The following is a 16,921-nucleotide window of genomic DNA, read 5'->3' as shown; positions in this document are numbered from 1 at the left end:
GCGGTGATCGAGGCCATGAAGGCGCGCGGCGCCGAGGTGCCGATCCCCACCGACGTGGTGACGGCCAAGGCCTTCGCGGCGGACGCGCCGGCCACGGTGAAGAAGGCCACGGAGGTGGCGGACGACGACCTGATCCTGGACATCGGCCCCGAGACGGCAGCCAAGCTGGCGGCGCAGCTGATGCAGGCCGGCACCATCGTGTGGAACGGCCCGGTGGGGGTGTTCGAGTTCGCGGCCTTCGAGGGCGGCACCAAGGCCATTGCCGACGCCATTGCGAAGAGCAGCGCGTTCAGCATCGCCGGTGGTGGCGACACGCTGGCCGCCATCGCCAAGTACGGCATCGAGAAGGACGTGGGCTACATCTCCACCGGCGGTGGGGCCTTCCTCGAGGTGCTCGAGGGCAAAACCTTGCCGGCGTTTGAAGTGCTGGCGCGCCGCGCCAAGGGTTGATGCCCCCACGCTCCGCCGCTGCGCGGGTCGCTGCCCCCCGAGGGGGCTGATCCGGCTTGGGGCGGCCCGGCGCCGGATCGGCGTTGCCGCTCGGGGTTTACCCGACTCACGCCGCGGTTTATGCGGCCTATCAGAAACCATGATTGGTCGTGCGCGCTTTCTGTTGCTAAATTGGTTCCGTCGCAAACACAACGATGGAGACAGGCATGGCACGACAGACAGCAGCGCTGAAGGTGGCGGTTCTTTCTTTGGTGACGGCATGGTCCGCCGCCCACGCGGGCACGGTCTCCGTCCTCACCTCGTTCCCCAAGGAACTGACGGAGGCCTACAAGAAGGCCTTTGAAGCCGCCAACCCCGGCATCAAGATCGAGATCCTCAACAAGAACACCACCGCCAGCATCGCCTACATCAAGGAGCTGGCGGTGGGCCAGCGCCCCGACGTGATGTGGGCCTCGGCGCCCGACGCCTTCGAGGTGCTGGCGCGCGACAAGCTGCTGCAGGCCGCGCCCGAGGTCAAGAACGCCCAGGTGCCGGCCAAGGTCGGCAACTACCCCATCAACGACCCGAACGGCCTGTACTACGGCCAGGCGCTGGCCGGCTACGGCCTGATGTGGAACACCCGCTACATGCAGGCCAACAAGGTGCCCGCGCCGCGCGAGTGGGCCGACCTGACCAAACCCGCCTACTTCGGCCACGTGGCCATCTCCTCGCCCTCGCGCTCGGGCACCACCCACCTCACGGTCGAGACCATCCTGCAGGGCGAAGGCTGGGAAAAGGGCTGGACGCAGATGCTGCAGATCGCGGGCAACTGCGCGGCCGTGACCGACCGCAGCTTCGCGGTGCCCGACGGCGTGAACAACGGCCAGTACGGCGTCGGCATGGTGATCGACTTCTTCGGCCTGGCCGGCAAGTACTCGGGCTACCCGGTGGAGTTCCACTACCCTTCGGTGACGGCGGTGGTGCCGGCCAACATCGCGCTCATCAGCGGCGGCAAGAACGCCGACGAGGCCAAGAAGTTCATTGCCTACACGCTCTCGCGCGAAGGCCAGGAATTGCTGTTCGATCCGAAGATCAGCCGCCTGCCGGTGTTGCCCAACGCCTCGTTTGGCAACAAGGCGCCGGCCGGCTATCCCGACGCGCAGGACATCGCCAAGCGCGCCAAGGTGCAGTTCAACACCGACCTCTCCAGCAACCGCTACCAGGTGGTGGTGAGCCTGTTCGACCAGATGGTGACCTTCCGCCTCAAGGAGCTGCAGGCCGCCACGCGCGCCATCCACGAGGCCGATCGCAAGCTGCACGCCAAGCCCAACGCGCACGGCAGCGAGCTGCTGCGCCAGGCCCGCAGCTTCGCCTACTCGTCGCTGGTGCCCGAGAGCATGGTGAAGGACGAAAAATTCCTCAACCTGTTCCGCCAGAACAAGCGCGACGTGGAAGTGGCCAAGCAGCTCACCGGGCTCGAAGAGCTGTGGAGCTCGAAAGCCAAGGCCAACTACGAGCGCGCGCGCGACCTGGCCAACCAGGCCGGCGCGCTGGCCAAGTGAGCACCTGAACGCCCTGTGATGCCCGCGCGGCGGCCTGCCGTGCGCGGGTCCCTCCCTTCCCGGAAAGATTGCCCATGTCCGCTGTCCTGACAGGTTCCGACGTGCCCGCGCCGCGCCGGCTGCGCCCGCCCACCGTGTGGGGCCACTGGTTGCTTGCCGGCCTGGTGTTCGCCTTCCTCGGTCTGTTTCTGCTGCTGCCGATCGCGGAGGTGATCTACACCGCCTTCGTGACGGAAACCGGCGCGCCCACGCTGGGGCATTTCAGCAACTTCTTCGGCCAGAGCCTGTTGCGCGAGTCGCTCATCAACAGCCTGGTGGTGGCGCTGGCCTCGGTGTTCTTCGCCTCGGTGATCGCCATCCCGCTGGCCTACCTCACGGTGCGCTTCGAGTTCCGCGGCGCCCTGCTGATCCAGACGCTGGGCGTGCTGCCGCTGATCATGCCGCCCTTCGTGGGCGCGGTCGCGCTGCAGCTGATCTTCGGGCGCAGCGGCTCGGTCAACCTGCTGCTCAACGACTGGTTCGGCTTCACCGTGCCCCTCATGGACGGCCTGGTCGGTGTGACCTTCGTCGAAAGCATCCACTACTTCCCCTTCATCCTGCTCAACCTGGTGGCCGCGATGCGCAACATCGACGGCGCCATGGAAGAGTCGGCGCAGAACCTCGGCGCCAAGGGCTGGCGCCTGTTCTGGCGCATCATCTTCCCGCTTTCGCTGCCGGGTTACCTGGCCGGCGCGGCGCTGGTGTTCGTGAAGGTCTTCGACGACCTCGGTACGCCGCTGGTGATGGGCGTGACCAACATGCTCGCGCCCCAGGCCTACCTGCGCATCACCTCGGTGGGCATCGAGGACCCGCTGGGCTACGTCATCAGCGTGATCATGATCGTGCTGTCGATCCTGGCGCTGTGGATGGCCTCGCGCGTGATGAAGGGCAAGGACTACTCCACGCTGCAGAAGGGCGGCAACTCGCTGCAGCGCCGACCGCTGCGCGGCTGGGCTTCGGTGATGGCCTATGCCTGGGTCGGCTTCGTGCTGCTGGTCACGCTGGCGCCACACATCGGCATCCTGCTGATGTCCTTCTCCAAGGTCTGGAGCTTCTCGGTGCTGCCCGACAGCTACACCCTGGAGCACTACGCCACCATCTTCACCGACTCCAAGCTGATGGTGGTCAACACCCTCAAATACTGCCTGATGGCCGCGAGTCTGGACGTGGTGCTCGGCACGCTGATCGCCTACCTGATCTTCCGCACCGAGCTGCCCGCGCGCCGCTGGCTCGACTACATCGCCTCGATCGCGCTGGCCATTCCCGGGCTGGTGCTGGCCATCGGCTACCTGCGCATGTTCAAGGGCGTGGACATCCCGTTCACCGACACGCCGGTGATCAGCACCTGGGTGCTGATCATGATCGCCTACGCGGTGCGCCGCCTGCCGTATGCGCTGCGCTCGTGCATGGCCGCGCTGCAGCAGGTGCACATCTCGCTCGAAGAGGCGGGGCAGAGCCTGGGCGCGGGCAAGGTCAGCACGGTGCGGCGCATCATGGTGCCGCTCATGATGGGTGGCATCCTGGCCGGCTTCGTCACCAGCTTCATCACCGCCGCGGTGGAGCTCTCGGCCACCATCCTGCTCACCTCGGCGCAGAGCCAGGCGCCCATGAGCTACGGCATCTACCTCTACATGCAAAGCATCGCCGGGCGCGGGCCGGGCGCCGCGCTGGGCGTGGTGGCCGTGGTGGTGGTGGCCATCGGCACCTACCTCTCGCACCGCGTGGTGGAGAAGTCGCGCGCGCCCGACCGCGCCGCCCAGCCCTGAACGACCGACACATCGAAAGACAGCCATGCATCTGAACAAGGTCTCCCTCGAAGCGCGCCACATCAGCCTGAGCTACGGCAGCACCGAGGTGCTCAAGGACGTCAACATCCGCATCGAGCCGGGTGAGTTCTTCGCCCTGCTCGGGCCCTCGGGCTCCGGCAAGTCCACGCTGCTGCGGCTCATCGCCGGCTTCAACCAGCACCAGCGCGGCGAGCTGCTGATCGACGGCAAGGACATCACCGGCACGCCGCCGCACCTGCGCAACGTGGGCATGGTGTTCCAGAACTACGCGCTGTGGCCGCACATGACGGTGTGGGACAACGTGGCCTTCGGTCTGGTGGAGCGCAAGGAGCCCAAGGAGTCGCTGCGCCGCAAGGTGGGGGCCGCGCTCGAGCTGGTGGGCCTGCAGGACTACGCGCAGCGCCGGCCGAGCCAGCTCTCGGGCGGGCAGCAGCAGCGCGTGGCGCTGGCGCGCACGGTGGTGATCGAACCCAAGCTGCTCCTGCTCGACGAACCCCTGTCCAACCTCGACAAGAACCTGCGCGTGCAGATGCGCGAAGAGCTCAAGAACCTGCAGCGCACGCTGGGGCTGACCACCATCTTCGTGACGCACGACCAGGAAGAGGCCATGACCACCGCCGACCGCATGGCCGTGCTCGACAAGGGCGTGCTGCAGCAGGTGGGCACGGCCGCGGCGCTGTTCGACTTCCCGGCCAACCGTTTCGTGGCCAGCTTCGTGGGCACGGCCAACCTGGTGTCGGGGCGGGTGTCGCACGTCAACGGCGAGACCCTGCATTTCCAGGCCGACGGCCTGGGCGAGATGGTGCTGCCGCGCAACCAGGAGAGCCCGGGCACGGGGCCTGCTTCCCTGGCGTTCCGGCCGCACACCGTGCACATCCGCGTGCGCGACGAGCATGGCGATGCCTCGCGGATCTGGCTGGACGGCCGGGTGGAGAGCTCCGAGTTCCTGGGCGAGACCTCGCGCTACCGCGTGCGCGTGGGCGAGACCCTGATCGTCGCCAACCAGGCGCACTTCTCGGGCCTCTCGCTGTTCCCGCCCGGGGCCGAGGTGCGGCTGGGCATCGAGCCTTCGCAGGCGCGCTTCCTGACGCACTGATGGAGATCTACCAGCTGCGTGCCTTCGTCACGGTGGCCAAGATCGGCCAGCTCACGCGCGCGGCCGAGGCCCTGCACGTCACGCAGCCCGCGGTCACCGGGCAGATCAAGGCGCTGGAAGAAGAGCTGGGCGTCTCGCTGTTCGACCGGCGGCCCGGGCGCATCGCGCTCACGCGCGCCGGCGAGCGCCTGTTGCCCGAGGCCGAGAAGGTGCTGGCCGCCGCGGGCTCGCTGATCGGGCGCGCGCGCGAGCTGCAGGGCGAAGTCGCTGGTTCCCTGGTCATCGGCACGCTGGGCGACCCCGATGCGCTGCGGCTGGGCTCCCTGCTCGGCGGTCTGGTGGCGGCCTTGCCCCTGCTGGACATCAAGACCCGCTCGGGCGATGCCGAGACGCTGCGCGAGGGTGTGGCCACCTCCACGCTGCAGGCGGCGTTCTACATCGGGCCCCACATCCCGCGCGACGTGCTCGGGCTGCCCTTGCAGACCCTGCACTACCGCGTGGTGGCACCAGTGGCCTACCGCGATCGGCTGTTGCACGCGGGCTGGCGCGAGATCGCCGACCTGCCCTGGATCGGCACGCCGCACGCCGGCCATGTGCAGACACTGCTGCGCGACCTTTTTTCGCGCCAGGGGTTGCTGCCCAACCAGGTGGTGGAGTCCGACGACGCCTCGGCGCCCTACAGCCTGGTGCGCGCCGGGCTGGGGCTGGCGCTGCTGCGCGAGGACATGGCGGTGCCGGCGGCCGAGCGCGAGGAGCTGGTGATCTGGCCGCACACGCGCGTGGCCGCCTTGCTGAGCTTCATCTACCCCAAGACCGCGGAGCACGACCCCGCCATCGTCGCGGCGCTGTCGGTGCTGCGCCAGGTCTGGGGCCTGCCGCCGCGCCAGCCGGCCTGAGGCGGTTCAGGAAGTGGGGCGTTCGCGCGTGGGGATGCGCGCCACCACGATGAGCCCGATGGCGGCGGCGGCCAGCAGCGCGGCCAGCACCCAGGGTTGGTGGCGAAAGCCCCAGGCCGAGAGGCCGACCATCACCACCATGGAGCCGATCGCCACCGTCTTGGTGCGGCGCGTCAGGCTGCGGTGCTGCTCCCAGTCGCGCACCATGGGGCCGAGAAAACGGTGGTTGAGCAACCAGGCGTGCAGGCGGGGCGAGGCCTTGGCGTAGCAGGCGGCGGCCAGCAGCACGAAGGGCGTGGTGGGCAGGCCCGGCAGCACCACGCCGATGAGGCCCAGCGCCAGCGACACCGTGCCGGCCAGCCAGAGCAGCCAGCGCACGGTGCGGGAAGACGAGGGCGTGGAGGACATGACGCTGGCATCATAGCCAGCGCCTCTGTTTCAGGGTTTCGGGCCGACCGTAAGTTCGACCGTGCCGACACCGTCCACGCTGCCGGTGATCTTGTCGCCCGGCAGCACCGCGCCCACGCCTTCGGGCGTGCCGGTGTAGATCAGGTCGCCGGGTTGCAGGTGGTAGAACAGCGAGAGGTCGGCAATGATCTCGCGGATGTTCCAGATCAGCTTGTCCACATCGGACTTCTGCTTCACGGCGCCGTTGACGGCCAGCTCGATGCCGCCGCGCTCGATCACCACGCCCGGCATGGGCACGATCTCGCTGCACACGGACGAGTGCTCCACATCCTTGCCCAGGTCCCAGGGGCGGCCCTTGTCGCGCGCGACCAGCTGCAGGTCGCGCCGCGTCATGTCCAGGCCGCAGGCATAGCCGTAGATGATGTCCTGCGCGTCTTCCGCCTTCACGCGGAAGCCCGCCTTGCCCACCGCCAGCACCAGTTCCATCTCGAAGTGGTAGTTGTTCGTCTCGCTGGGGTAGGGCGTGGTCGCGCCCGAGAGCGCGAGCGTCTGCGGGGCCTTGGTGAAGTAGAACGGCCGCTCGGCCGTCTTGTCCACCGGCCGGCCCATTTCCACGGCGTGCGCGTGGTAGTTGCGGCCAACGAAGAACAGGCGGTTGACGGGGAATTGTTCGGTCTTGCCGCGCACGGGAACGGACGCGACGGGGGGCGGGGGGAAGAGGTAGGTGGTCATGGGAGGTCAGGCCGCTTCACGGCATGTGGGGTTGGTTGTCGGGGCGCACTTCATAGACACCGAGCTTGCGGTGCAGCGGCGACTCGTCGGCGAGGAACAGGAACGCGGGAGCGGTGGACGAGGCGTTGGTGAGCGTGGTGCCGGTGTAGCCGGGGATGCAGCAGGTGTCGGCCGACACGAGGTCGAAGCCCTGCGCGTCGGTGGCCACGCGGGCCGCACCTTCGATCACGTGGTAGACCACGGCGGGGGAGCGCGCGGGCAGCGTGAGCGTCTGGCCCGGGCGCAGCATCAGCGCGTGAAAGCCCAGCACGTTTTCCGCGTCCTCGCCGGATTCGGGGTTGGTGTAGGTCACCTGCACGGCCTCGAGGTCGGGTCGGTCGGCGGCCATCGATTCCAGCGCCGCCTTGGCGTCGACCCAGGCGTAGCGCAGCATGGGGTAGCGCTTGCCGCTGCGGCCGAACACCGGCGTGGGCACCACGCCCGGTCGTGCGTAGGCGCGGTCGCCCCGGCCCGGCAGGGTTTCCTGGCGCCCGCCGTTGAGGTGGTAGCTCACCTCCAGGTAGTACATCAGCGGCAGGTCGAGCACGTCGAGCCAGATCACGGGCTGGTCGCCGTCGTGGCCGTGCTCATGCCAGCGGCCTGTGGGCGTGAGGATCAGGTCGCCGCGCGACATCGGGCATTTCTCGCCGTCCACCGTGGTCCAGGCGCCTTCGCCTTCGACCACCATGCGCACCGCGTTGGGCGTGTGGCGGTGGCTGGGCGCCCACTCGCCGGGCAGCAGCAGCTGCATGCCCAGGTAGATGGCCGAGCTGGCCTGCATCTTCTCCAGCGTGTGGCCCGGGTTGGCCAGCACCAGCACGCGGCGTTCGGCCTTTTCGATCGGCGTGAGTTCACCGGCCTTGAGCAGCAGGGGCTTGATCGACTGGTAGGCCCAGTGCGTGGCCTGGGTCTGGCGCGTGGGGATCTTCGGCGGCAGCACGCCGCGCAGGCTGGGCCACAGCGGCACCAGGTTGAGCGCGCGCAGCTCGGCCACGTAGTCGGCGGGCAGGTCTTCGAGTCGTCCGAGGTCGTTCATGGGGTCTCCTGGGTTCAGTGATCGGCCAGACAGTTGTCGACGTTCCAGCCGTACAGCCACTCCATCGCATCGTAGAAGCGCTCGGGGCTGCGGCCGCGCCAGAGGTCGTTGCGCACCAGGCGCTCCACACCGCTGGCGTGGTAGATGCGGCCCATCTCGCGCGAGCTCAGCACGATGCGCGCGGTGCGCGCCACGCGCGACCGTTGGTACAGGTCGAACGCCTTCTCGAAGTGATTGTGGTTCGCGCGCAGGGCCTCGCCCAGCGTCACCGCGTCCTCGATCGCCATGCAGGCACCCTGCGCCATGTACTGCGTGGTGGGGTGGGCGGCGTCACCCAGCAGCGTGACGCGGCCGTAGCTCCATTGGCCGATCGGCTCGCGGTCGGCCGTGGCCCAGCGCTTCCAGCTCTTGGGCAGGTCGATCAGCTGGCGGGCCCGCGGCACGATGCCCTGGAAGTAGCTCTGCACCTCTTCCTTGCTGCCTTCCTTCACGCCCCACTCTTCGGCGTCGCGGCTGTGGAAGGTCACGACCACGTTGTACTGCTCGCCGCCGCGCAGCGGGTAGTGCACCAGGTGGCAGTTCGGGCCGACCCAGATGCTGGCCGCGTTCCAGCGCAGGTCTTCGGGGAAGTCGGCCTTGTCCACCACCGCGCGGTAGACCACGTGGCCGGTCACGCGGGCCTCGTCGCCCACGAACTGCTGGCGCACCACGGACTTCACGCCGTCGGCCCCGATCAGCGCCAGGCCCCGGTGCGCCGTGCCGTGCTGGTCGTGCACCGTCACGCCGTCGGCGTCCTGCTCGATGCGTTCCACGCGCGTGGAGGTGAGGAATTCGATCTGGCCGCTGGCCTGCACGCCTTCGAGCAGCGAGCCGTGGGCGTCGGCGCGGTGGATCACCGCGTAAGGGTTGCCGAAGCGCTGGCGGAAGGCCTCACCGGTGGGGATCTTGCCGACCTGGTATTCGTTCAGCGCGTCGTGCATCACCATGAAGTCGGTGTAGACCGCGCGGCTGCGCGCCTGCTCACCCACGCCCAGTGCGTCGAAGGCGTGGAAGGCGTTGGGGCCGAGCTGCATGCCGGCGCCGATCTCGCCGATCTCCGGCGCCTGCTCCAGCACCTTGACGCGAAAACCCTGGCGCACCAGGGCGAGCGCGGCGGCCAGGCCGCCGATGCCGCCACCGGCCACCAGCACGGGAAGTCCCTGGGAGGGCGAAGTCATGGGTGTCTCCTTCACATGCACGGCATGCAGATGCTAAGTGTACTTATTGTATGGGCGATGCTAGGATTCCGGCAACCCCCTCCTGTCTCCTGACGCCCTCCCGACCTTCTCATGAAGCGCTGCCAGCCTCCGGCCATCGACATCGACGATCAGCCCGGTCACAACATCCGGCGGCTGCACCAGATTTCGGTCGGCATCTTTCTGCAGGAGCTGGGCGAGCTGGGCCTCACGCCGGTGCAGTACGCGGCGCTGCAGACCGTGGCCAACCACCCGGAGATCGACCAGCGCACGCTGGCGCGCACCATCGCGCTGGACGCGTCCACCACCGGCGGCGTGGTGGATCGCCTGGCGTCGCGCGGCCTGCTGGAGCGGCGCACCTCACCCGAGGACCGGCGTTCGCGTCAGCTGGTGCTGACGGACGCCGGCCAGGCCCTGCTGGCCGACGCCGTGCCGGCCATGCTGCAGGTGCAGGAGCACATCCTGGCGCCGTTGTCCGAGCGCCAGCGGAGCGAGTTCATGAAGCTGCTTCGCCTGCTGGTGGACACCAACAACGAGCACAGCCGCGCGCCCAGCGAAGCGATGAAGTAGGTGAGCGCGGCGGGGCTCAGCCCTGCACGTGGGCGACCACCGCCTGCAGCACCTGCTCGTCGCGCAGCAACCGGGTGTGGCCCAGGCCCTGGGTGGCCACCAGTCGCGCCCCGGCAATCGTGTCGCGGTAGGCCTCGGCGTCGGCAAAGCGGTTGATGCGGTCCTCGCGGTCGTGCACGATCAGCGTGGGCACGGCCACGCGCGGGCCGACCGCGGCCGGCTCGAACTGGCGCATCAGAATGCCCTCGCGCGCTTCCACCCGCTGCTGCAGGCGTTCCCGGGTGTGTTCGCTCAGGCCGAAGACCATGGCAAACAGGCGCGTGTACGCGTGGGGCGAGGCCGGCGGCGCCAACAGGGCCAGCCGGGCCACGGGCAGGCCGCGCGCGGCCGCATAGGCCAGGGCGTTCGCAGCCAGCGAATGCGCCACCACGGCGCGCACCTCGTGGCCTTGCTGCTGCAGGCGGGCGGTGAGGTACTCGATCGCGCGGGCGAACTGCGGCAGGTTGCTGGTGCTGCCCTGGCTGCGCCCGTGGGCGGGCAGGTCCACCAGCACGGGGTGCAGGCCCTGCTCGATCAGGGCCTGCGCCAGCGGCAGCATCTGCGCGGCGTGGCCGCCCCACCCGTGCAGCAGAAGCACCACCGCCCCTTGCGGGTTGGGCGGCTGGTAGAGCGTGACGCTGGCCTGCTCGAAGGGCCAGGGCGTGGCCTGCCAGCCGCTCAGCCCGGGTTGCCGGCGGTGCAGCCATTTGGGCGGCAGGGGCGTGCCGAACAGGCGGTAGGCCCCGCGCACGGCCAGCGCAGGCCAGAGCCGTTCCGACAGGCCCAGCGCCCAGCGCAGCCAGCGCGTGCCCGGGTTGGCCTGGTAGTAGGCGGAAGCGGTCTGCAGCGGGGTGGTGTTCATGAGAATCTCCTGTAAATCGCACAGTCGTGCGAAATTGATGGAAAAAAAGGAAATGGGTCAGCGTTCGTAGGTCTTGACCAGGCGTTGCCAGGTGGCCTGGGCGCGCTCGGCGGCGCGGGGATCGCGCAGGAAGCGCACGTCGTGAACCAGCCCGATCGCCAGGCTGCAGATTTCGCCGACCAGTTGATCCGGGTCGGTGTCGGGCTGAAGGTGGCCGATCTCGATCGCCTGCAGCACGGTGCGCCGCAGCGCGGCGCGCCAGCGCGTGACCTCGCCGAGCAGGAGCTCGCGCAGCTCGCCCTCGCGGTCGTCGAGCTCGAAAGCGCCCGAGGTGTAGAGGCAGCCGTTGTGTGCTTCCACGTCGCGCAGGCGGATCAGCCAGCGCCGCACGATCTCGCTCAGGCGCGGCAGCCCCTTGGGCATCTGCATCGCGGGCACGAAGACGTCGCCGATGAAGCGGCGGCCGAACTCCTCGATCACCGCCTTCTGCAAGGCCTCGCGCGAACCCACCCGCGAGAACACGCCGCTCTTGGACAGGCCGATGCGGTCGGCCACCGACTGCAGGCTGATCGCCTCCAGGCCGTCGGACGCGGCGAGGTCCAGCGCCGCGCCCACGATGGCGGCGCGCGTCATTTCACTTTTCTGGGTCCGGGCGTCCATGGAATAACTTTAGCACGGTTGTGCGAAATTGCAAGGCCGCGCCGCGCTTGGCGCCACCACCCGCCGTCGCTATGATTTCGGGGTCCTGTGCACCTCGAGCCGCTGCCCTTGGAACAACCCCATTCACCCCTGTTGACACCGGCGCACCTGGCCATGCTGGACGCCGGCATCTCCGTCATCGTCAGCAGTTGCGGGCCGGACCTCGTGCCCAGCGTCATGCGCGCGGTGGGCAGCCGGGTGGGGCCCCAGGGCCGCCTGTTCACGGTGTACCTGTGCCGAAGCCAGTCCGCGCAACTGCTGCGCGATGTGGCCCGCAGCGGGCGCCTGGCGGCGGTGTTCAGCCAGCCCAGCACCGACAAGACCGTGCAGCTCAAGACGCGCGCCGCCCGCCTGCGCGAGGCGCGCGAGGACGATGCGCCGGTGCTGCAGCGCTACCTGCGCAACATGGAGCGCGAACTGGGTCTGCTCGGATTCCCGCCCGTCTTCGCGCGCGCGATGCTCGCGCACCGCCTCGACGACGTGGTGGCGATCGAGTTCGAGCCCGAGCAGGCCTTCGACCAGACGCCCGGCAGCAAGGCCGGTCAGCCGATCGCGGTGCGTGCATGAGAGCCGTGGAACTCGCCGAGGTGCGGCCCTGCCTGGAGGGCGTGATCCCGGCCATGGTGGCGACCACTGCCGCCGACGGCACGCCCAACGTGGCCTACATCTCGCAGGTCTACTACGTGGACGAGGGCCATGTGGCGCTGTCGTTCCAGTTCTTCAACAAGACGCGCCAGAACCTGCTGGCGCATCCCCGCGCGACCTTGCTGGTGCTCAACCCGCTCGATTCGGTGTTCTACCGGCTGCACCTGCGCTACCTGCGCACCGAGGAAGAGGGGCCGGTGTTCGAGAGCATGAAGGCGCAGCTCGCCGGCATCGCCTCCCACACCGGCATGGCCGACGTGTTCCGCCTGCGCGGCTCGGACATCCACGAGGTGATCGAGGTCGAGCGCCTGCCGCAGGAGCCGCTGGCCGAGGCCTTGCCGGCCCCCCCGCCCAGGCCGCCGGCGCTGGCGGTGCTGCGCACGGTCAGCGTGCGGCTGTCGGCCGCGCGCAGCCTGGACGCGGTGCTGGAAGCCACGCTGGATGTGCTCGACAAGTCGCTCGCGATGCCCCACGCGATGCTGCTCATCCTCGACGCGGCCACACAACGCCTCTACACCGTGGCCAGCCGCGGCTACGCCACCTCGGGCGTGGGCTCGGAGATCGCGCTGGGCGACGGCGTGATCGGCGTGGCCGCGCGCGAGCGCACGCCGGTGCGCATCGGCCACATGGCCGGCGCCTACCTGTACAGCCGGGCCATGCGCGACAGCCTGGTGGGGGACGGCAGCGGTCCGGCTGCGACCGACATCCCGTACCCCGGCCTGTCGGAGCCGCACAGCCAGCTGGCCGTGCCCCTGGTCTCGGCCGACCGGGTGATCGGGGTGCTGTTCGTCGAGAGCCCGATGGACCTGCGGTTCGGCTACGAAGACGAGGACCTGCTGGTCGCGCTGGGTGGGCAGCTGGCCACGGCGATCGACCTGATGCAGGAGGCCGAGACGGTCTGCACCGACGAAGAGGTGCAGAGCGCCGCCGCTCCGGTGCCGCCGGTGCCCGCAGGCCCCCCGCTGCGCGTGCGGCACTACCGCAGCAACGACAGCGTCTTCGTCAACAACAACTACCTGATCAAGGGCGTGGCGGGCGCGATCCTCTGGAAGCTGCTGCAGGACAGCCATCGCCAGGGCCGCAGCGAGTTCACCAACCGGGAACTGAGGCTCGACACCTCGCTGCGCCTGCCCGACGTGGCCGACAACCTGGAGGCCCGCCTGCTGTTGCTGCACCGGCGGCTGGCCGAGCAGTGCCCGCAGTTGCGCATCCAGAAGACCGGGCGGGGCTGCTTCCGCTTCGAGGCCCTGCGTCCGGTCGAGCTGGAAGAGGTGGCCGCTTAGAAGGTGGCCAGCCCGGGCACGGGCGGCAGCCCGAGGCCGCGCGCGAGCTTCATCGCGTTGTGCGCATTGAGCATGCCGCGCGTGGCGTCGAGCATGCCCTCGAACACCGGCGCCGGTGCGCCCGAGCGCATCTCCTGCAGCACGCCCAGGCGCTCGGGCGCGTTCAGGTTGGGCAGCATCCAGCGCATCACGAGCATCATCTCGGCCTGCGGAATCGTCGCGATCAAGGCGTCGTGAATCGCCACCAGTTCGGCGTCGGTGTAGGCGGCCCACAGCGCGGCGTTGTGCACGGTCTCCTCCTGGTGCATGTGCTGGAAGTTGTCGGCCACGAACAGGGCCAGCGCCAGGTACAGCGCGTGCAGACCGGCTTCGCGCTCGTCTGCGTCGCAGGCGGGCAGGGCCCGGGCGGCATCGCCCAGGTGGGCGATGTGGTGGAGGTGGCCGACGTGCTCCTCTGCCACGGGGGCCGAGACGCCGGGGCAGCGCGCCTCCAGAGCCGGGTGCGCGAAGTTGTTCTCGTGCGCCACGTGGCTGGCGCACAGCTCCATCAGCTCGGTGACTTGCGCGACGGTGCGCGCCAGCTCCGCGTCGTCGGTGGGGTCGGTGCGGCCGACCGTGAGCAAGGTGTCGGCCATGAAGGCGCGCAAGGCCTTGTGGATGCCGGCATAGAAGTTGAAACGGCCCAGGCCGGTGCGGGCGGTGGCGGCGACGTGCGCCATTTCGAGAGTGTGGGATTGCATGGTGTGGATTCCTTGGGTGGGCGGTGGCCCGGGTTGTCTCTGCATGACCGCCGCACCCCATGTGCGACGAATCATGGAAAGGCAGTCTAGGAATCCGCGCCGAAGCGCGCCGCTAAATAGCGCTTAAAGGAATCGTAAAAAAACCTTAAGCGCCCAGAACGGGTTTCGATCAGTCCAAACCGCGCACGCGTCCGCGCAATTGTTTGACTTCCGAGCGCGTGGCCTTGCCTTCGAGCCGCCGTTGTTTCGAGCCGAAGCTGGGCTTGGTGGCCTTGCGCGCCTTGGGCACCGTGGCCACGCTATCGACCAGCGCCTGCAGCCGCTCCAGGGCTTCGGCCTTGTTCTGCTCCAGGCTGCGGCTGGTCTGGGCCTTGATCACCACCACGCCCTCGGTGGTGATGCGCTGGTCGCTCAGCGCGAGCAGGCGTTCCTTCACGGCCTCGGGCAGCGAGGAGCCGTGCACGGCGAAGCGCAGGTGGACCGCGTTGGAGACCTTGTTCACGTTCTGTCCGCCCGCGCCTTGCGCGCGGATGGCGGTGAATTCGACCTCGGCGGGATCAATGGTGAGCGGCATCGGCGCAGTGTGCCACGCAGCCTTCAGCCTGAAGGCAAGGCCGCGGTGCCGTCGTCGGTCTCGTCCTTCAACCCGATGCCCGTCAGCCGGCGCTCTCGGGCCTGTGTGAGCAGTGCGTGCAGCTTCGCTGCGGCGCGCGCGGGCGGCAGGCCGGCATCGCGCACGTTGGAGATGCAGTTGCGCTCGGCATCGCTGCGGCCCGGCCGGGGCGCCCAGGTGAAGTAGATGCCCAGGCTGTCGGGCGAGCTCAGGCCGGGCCGCTCACCGATCAGCACGACCACGGTGCGCGCGCCCAGCGCTTCGCCGACCTCGTCGCCGATGGCCACGCGGCCCTGTTCGACCAGGGCCACGGGCGCCACCGTCCAGCGGTGCGCGGGATCGGCGCGCAACCGGGCCATCAGCGCGGCCATCAGGGGCGCGGCATGGCGCATCACGGCCAGCGCCGAGAGACCGTCGGCGATCACGAAGGCCAGGTCGGGTTCAGCGCGCCAGGCGGACAGGGTCTCGCGCGAGGCGGCATCCAGCTGCCGCCCGAGGTCGGGGCGCTGCAGGTAGGTCGCGCGGTCGGGTGCGGCGCTGTGCAGGGGCAGGGTGGGGAGGTCGAGTGCCCGCAATGCGCCGGCCAGTTCGCGGGTGTCGAAGGCCTCGTGCACCGCGTCGCGGGCCTGGGCGTGCGCCAGCTGGAAGGCCAGGTGCGCGGCGGTGGGCTGGCTGTGGCCCGCGCGGCCCAGCGCGATGCGCGCGTCGGTGAAGCGCCGCAGGCCCTCCCACCCGGCGGGGATCACGGGCCGGTTCATGGCGCGCTGCCCAGCCGGGCGATGGCGGGGGCCAGGGCGGGCGGCAGGGCCGGGCTCAGGCGCAGCGCCTTGCCCGGCTCAGTGACGCCCATGCGCTGCAGCCAGGCGGCGAACTCCGGGGCCGGTTGCAGGCCCAGCAGCTGCCGCATGGCCAGCGCGTCGTGGAACGAGGTGCTCTGGTAATTGAGCATGATGTCGTCCGCCCCCGGCACGCCCATGATGAAGTGAACGCCGGCGGTGCAGAGCAGGGTGAGCAGCGCGTCCATGTCGTCGGCGTCGGCCTCGGCGTGGTTGGTGAAGCACACGTCGCAACCCATGGGCAGGCCCAGCAGCTTGCCGCAGAAGTGGTCTTCCAGCCCGGCGCGCAGGATCTGCTTGCCGTTGTAGAGGTACTCGGGGCCGATGAAGCCGACCACGGTGTTGACCAGCAAGGGCTGGAAATGCCGCGCCACGGCGTAGGCCCGTGCTTCAAGGGTCTGCTGGTCGCAGCCATGGTGCGCGCCGGCCGACAGGGCGCTGCCCTGCCCGGTCTCGAAGTACATCACGTGTTGCCCGCGCTGCCCGTCGTCGAACAGCGCGCCGCGCTGCAGCGAGAGCGCGGCGGCGCGCGCCTCGGCCAGCAGCGCGAGGTCGATCCCGAAAGCCCGGTTGGCGGCCTCGGTGCCGGCGACGGACTGGAACACCAGGTCCACCGGCGCGCCGCGTTCGATCGCCTGCAGCGTGTTCGTCACGTGGGTGAGCACGCAGCTCTGGGTGGGCATGGCGTAGCGGGCGATGAGTTCGTCGAGCATGGCCAGCAGGCGCATCACCTGGAGCACGTTGTCGCTCGCGGGGTTGATGCCGATCACCGCGTCGCCGCTGCCGTGCAGCAGGCCGTCGAGCAGGCTGGCCGCGATGCCGGCGAGGTCGTCGGTCGGGTGGTTGGGCTGCAGCCGCGTCGCGAGCCGCCCTGGCAGGCCGATGGTGCCGCGAAAGCGCGTCACGACCCGGCATTTCCGCGCGATCAGGGCCAGGTCCTGCAACCGGCAGAGCTTGCTCACCGCCGCGACCATCTCGGGTGTGAGGCCGGGCGCCAGTGCGGCGAGCGCCTCGGGGCTGGCGGCGTCGCCCAGCAGCCAGTTGCGGAAATCGCCCACCGTGAGATGGGCCACCGGTGCAAAGGCCGCCGCGCCGTGCGTGTCCACAATCAACCGCGTGACCTCGTCGTCCTCGTACGGCACCACGGCTTCTTGCAGGAAATGCGACAGCGGCAGCTCGGCCAGCGCCATCTGTGCCGCCACGCGCTCCTGGCTGCTGGCGGCGGCCACACCGGCCAGCTGATCGCCCGAGCGCAGGGGCGTTGCGCGCGCCAGGAGCGTGCGCAGGTCGTCGAACCGGTAGGTCTGCGCGCCGACGCGGTGGTGAAAGCCCATGCGCCCCACTGTACGGCCAAGCGCGGGCGCAGTCACCCCAG

General features: G+C 69.5%; 18 protein-coding genes. 8 read left to right on the top strand and 10 right to left on the bottom strand.

What is annotated here, in order from left to right; all coding sequences use genetic code 11:
* The 5 genes from pgk to AC07ZS_RS02995 all read left to right on the top strand — a co-directional run.
* On the top strand, positions 1 to 450 hold a 450-nt coding region (gene pgk / locus AC07ZS_RS03015), incomplete at its 5' end, for a phosphoglycerate kinase (protein ID WP_494797150.1).
* 206 nt (positions 451 to 656) lie between these two features.
* Positions 657 to 1,991, top strand: a complete 1,335-nt coding sequence (locus AC07ZS_RS03010; protein WP_494797149.1) for an ABC transporter substrate-binding protein — start codon at positions 657 to 659, stop codon at positions 1,989 to 1,991.
* Between the two features lie 74 nt (positions 1,992 to 2,065).
* The gene (locus AC07ZS_RS03005; protein ID WP_494797148.1) at positions 2,066 to 3,796 is read left to right on the top strand and encodes an ABC transporter permease; all 1,731 of its coding nucleotides are present in this window, start codon (positions 2,066 to 2,068) and stop codon (positions 3,794 to 3,796) included.
* Between the two features lie 31 nt (positions 3,797 to 3,827).
* A complete protein-coding gene (locus AC07ZS_RS03000) occupies positions 3,828 to 4,913 on the top strand; it encodes an ABC transporter ATP-binding protein (protein WP_494797155.1) in 1,086 nt (361 codons plus the stop codon).
* A complete protein-coding gene (locus AC07ZS_RS02995; protein ID WP_494797147.1) occupies positions 4,913 to 5,809 on the top strand; it encodes a LysR family transcriptional regulator in 897 nt (298 codons plus the stop codon). The genes AC07ZS_RS03000 and AC07ZS_RS02995 overlap by 1 nt, the downstream gene beginning before the upstream one ends.
* A gap of 6 nt (positions 5,810 to 5,815) precedes the next feature.
* Here AC07ZS_RS02995 and AC07ZS_RS02990 read toward each other — a convergent pair whose 3' ends face one another.
* From AC07ZS_RS02990 to AC07ZS_RS02975, 4 genes are read right to left on the bottom strand one after another with little or no spacing between them, the layout of a single operon-like run.
* Positions 5,816 to 6,217 (bottom strand): YbaN family protein, encoded by a 402-nt coding sequence (locus tag AC07ZS_RS02990; RefSeq protein ID WP_494797146.1) that lies wholly within the window; start codon positions 6,215 to 6,217, stop codon positions 5,816 to 5,818.
* A 30-nt stretch (positions 6,218 to 6,247) separates the two neighbouring features.
* Positions 6,248 to 6,949 (bottom strand): fumarylacetoacetate hydrolase family protein, encoded by a 702-nt coding sequence (locus AC07ZS_RS02985; RefSeq protein ID WP_494797145.1) that lies wholly within the window; start codon positions 6,947 to 6,949, stop codon positions 6,248 to 6,250.
* A 16-nt stretch (positions 6,950 to 6,965) separates the two neighbouring features.
* Positions 6,966 to 8,024 (bottom strand): cupin domain-containing protein, encoded by a 1,059-nt coding sequence (locus tag AC07ZS_RS02980; protein ID WP_494797144.1) that lies wholly within the window; start codon positions 8,022 to 8,024, stop codon positions 6,966 to 6,968.
* Positions 8,025 to 8,038: 14 nt separating this feature from the next.
* Positions 8,039 to 9,241: a 3-hydroxybenzoate 6-monooxygenase gene (locus tag AC07ZS_RS02975; protein ID WP_494797143.1), complete on the bottom strand. Its 1,203-nt coding sequence runs from the start codon at positions 9,239 to 9,241 to the stop codon at positions 8,039 to 8,041.
* A gap of 111 nt (positions 9,242 to 9,352) precedes the next feature.
* On the opposite strand from AC07ZS_RS02975, the gene AC07ZS_RS02970 reads away from it, so the two are divergent.
* On the top strand, positions 9,353 to 9,829 hold the full coding sequence (locus AC07ZS_RS02970) for a MarR family winged helix-turn-helix transcriptional regulator (protein ID WP_494797142.1): 477 nt from the start codon (positions 9,353 to 9,355) through the stop codon (positions 9,827 to 9,829).
* 16 nt (positions 9,830 to 9,845) lie between these two features.
* Here the strand turns inward: AC07ZS_RS02970 and AC07ZS_RS02965 are convergent, their stop codons facing one another.
* Together AC07ZS_RS02965 and AC07ZS_RS02960 are read right to left on the bottom strand one after the other, a co-directional pair.
* On the bottom strand, positions 9,846 to 10,730 hold the full coding sequence (locus AC07ZS_RS02965) for an alpha/beta hydrolase (protein ID WP_494797141.1): 885 nt from the start codon (positions 10,728 to 10,730) through the stop codon (positions 9,846 to 9,848).
* Positions 10,731 to 10,787: 57 nt separating this feature from the next.
* The gene (locus tag AC07ZS_RS02960; RefSeq protein ID WP_494797140.1) at positions 10,788 to 11,390 is read right to left on the bottom strand and encodes a TetR/AcrR family transcriptional regulator; all 603 of its coding nucleotides are present in this window, start codon (positions 11,388 to 11,390) and stop codon (positions 10,788 to 10,790) included.
* A gap of 132 nt (positions 11,391 to 11,522) precedes the next feature.
* On the opposite strand from AC07ZS_RS02960, the gene AC07ZS_RS02955 reads away from it, so the two are divergent.
* Together AC07ZS_RS02955 and AC07ZS_RS02950 are read left to right on the top strand one after the other, a co-directional pair.
* The gene (locus AC07ZS_RS02955) at positions 11,523 to 11,996 is read left to right on the top strand and encodes a pyridoxamine 5'-phosphate oxidase family protein (RefSeq protein ID WP_494797139.1); all 474 of its coding nucleotides are present in this window, start codon (positions 11,523 to 11,525) and stop codon (positions 11,994 to 11,996) included.
* Complete coding sequence (locus tag AC07ZS_RS02950; RefSeq protein ID WP_494797138.1) at positions 11,993 to 13,357, top strand: GAF domain-containing protein; 1,365 nt, start codon at positions 11,993 to 11,995, stop codon at positions 13,355 to 13,357. The genes AC07ZS_RS02955 and AC07ZS_RS02950 overlap by 4 nt, the downstream gene beginning before the upstream one ends.
* Here the strand turns inward: AC07ZS_RS02950 and AC07ZS_RS02945 are convergent.
* From AC07ZS_RS02945 to AC07ZS_RS02930, 4 genes are all read right to left on the bottom strand, one after another.
* The gene (locus tag AC07ZS_RS02945; RefSeq protein WP_494797137.1) at positions 13,354 to 14,097 is read right to left on the bottom strand and encodes a hemerythrin domain-containing protein; all 744 of its coding nucleotides are present in this window, start codon (positions 14,095 to 14,097) and stop codon (positions 13,354 to 13,356) included. The two genes, AC07ZS_RS02950 and AC07ZS_RS02945, sit on opposite strands and share 4 nt — an antisense overlap.
* Before the next feature lie 169 nt (positions 14,098 to 14,266).
* Complete coding sequence (arfB, locus tag AC07ZS_RS02940; RefSeq protein ID WP_494797136.1) at positions 14,267 to 14,671, bottom strand: alternative ribosome rescue aminoacyl-tRNA hydrolase ArfB; 405 nt, start codon at positions 14,669 to 14,671, stop codon at positions 14,267 to 14,269.
* Between the two features lie 23 nt (positions 14,672 to 14,694).
* A complete protein-coding gene (eutC, locus tag AC07ZS_RS02935) occupies positions 14,695 to 15,468 on the bottom strand; it encodes an ethanolamine ammonia-lyase subunit EutC (RefSeq protein ID WP_494797135.1) in 774 nt (257 codons plus the stop codon).
* A complete protein-coding gene (locus tag AC07ZS_RS02930; RefSeq protein ID WP_494797134.1) occupies positions 15,465 to 16,880 on the bottom strand; it encodes an ethanolamine ammonia-lyase subunit EutB in 1,416 nt (471 codons plus the stop codon). The genes eutC and AC07ZS_RS02930 overlap by 4 nt, the downstream gene beginning before the upstream one ends.
* Between the last annotated feature and the right edge of the window lie 41 nt (positions 16,881 to 16,921).

Source organism: Hydrogenophaga sp. GW456-12-10-14-TSB4, from assembly GCF_059424305.1.
This window is presented reverse-complemented; position numbering and strand designations above follow the sequence as displayed.

Excerpts from the sequence above, each read along its gene's own strand:
- AC07ZS_RS02975 (WP_494797143.1), bottom strand. The coding sequence starts at position 9,241 with ATGACTTCGCCCTCCCAGGGACTTCCCGTGCTGGTGGCCGGTGGCGGC.
- AC07ZS_RS02945 (WP_494797137.1), bottom strand. The coding sequence starts at position 14,097 with ATGCAATCCCACACTCTCGAAATGGCGCACGTCGCCGCCACCGCCCGC.
- AC07ZS_RS03010 (WP_494797149.1), top strand. The coding sequence starts at position 657 with ATGGCACGACAGACAGCAGCGCTGAAGGTGGCGGTTCTTTCTTTGGTG.
- AC07ZS_RS02985 (WP_494797145.1), bottom strand. The coding sequence starts at position 6,949 with ATGACCACCTACCTCTTCCCCCCGCCCCCCGTCGCGTCCGTTCCCGTG.
- arfB (WP_494797136.1), bottom strand. The coding sequence starts at position 14,671 with ATGCCGCTCACCATTGATCCCGCCGAGGTCGAATTCACCGCCATCCGC.
- AC07ZS_RS02965 (WP_494797141.1), bottom strand. The coding sequence starts at position 10,730 with ATGAACACCACCCCGCTGCAGACCGCTTCCGCCTACTACCAGGCCAAC.
- AC07ZS_RS03005 (WP_494797148.1), top strand. The coding sequence starts at position 2,066 with ATGTCCGCTGTCCTGACAGGTTCCGACGTGCCCGCGCCGCGCCGGCTG.
- AC07ZS_RS02995 (WP_494797147.1), top strand. The coding sequence starts at position 4,913 with ATGGAGATCTACCAGCTGCGTGCCTTCGTCACGGTGGCCAAGATCGGC.
- AC07ZS_RS02980 (WP_494797144.1), bottom strand. The coding sequence starts at position 8,024 with ATGAACGACCTCGGACGACTCGAAGACCTGCCCGCCGACTACGTGGCC.
- AC07ZS_RS02970 (WP_494797142.1), top strand. The coding sequence starts at position 9,353 with ATGAAGCGCTGCCAGCCTCCGGCCATCGACATCGACGATCAGCCCGGT.
- eutC (WP_494797135.1), bottom strand. The coding sequence starts at position 15,468 with ATGAACCGGCCCGTGATCCCCGCCGGGTGGGAGGGCCTGCGGCGCTTC.
- AC07ZS_RS02960 (WP_494797140.1), bottom strand. The coding sequence starts at position 11,390 with ATGGACGCCCGGACCCAGAAAAGTGAAATGACGCGCGCCGCCATCGTG.
- AC07ZS_RS02990 (WP_494797146.1), bottom strand. The coding sequence starts at position 6,217 with ATGTCCTCCACGCCCTCGTCTTCCCGCACCGTGCGCTGGCTGCTCTGG.
- AC07ZS_RS02950 (WP_494797138.1), top strand. The coding sequence starts at position 11,993 with ATGAGAGCCGTGGAACTCGCCGAGGTGCGGCCCTGCCTGGAGGGCGTG.
- AC07ZS_RS02930 (WP_494797134.1), bottom strand. The coding sequence starts at position 16,880 with ATGGGCTTTCACCACCGCGTCGGCGCGCAGACCTACCGGTTCGACGAC.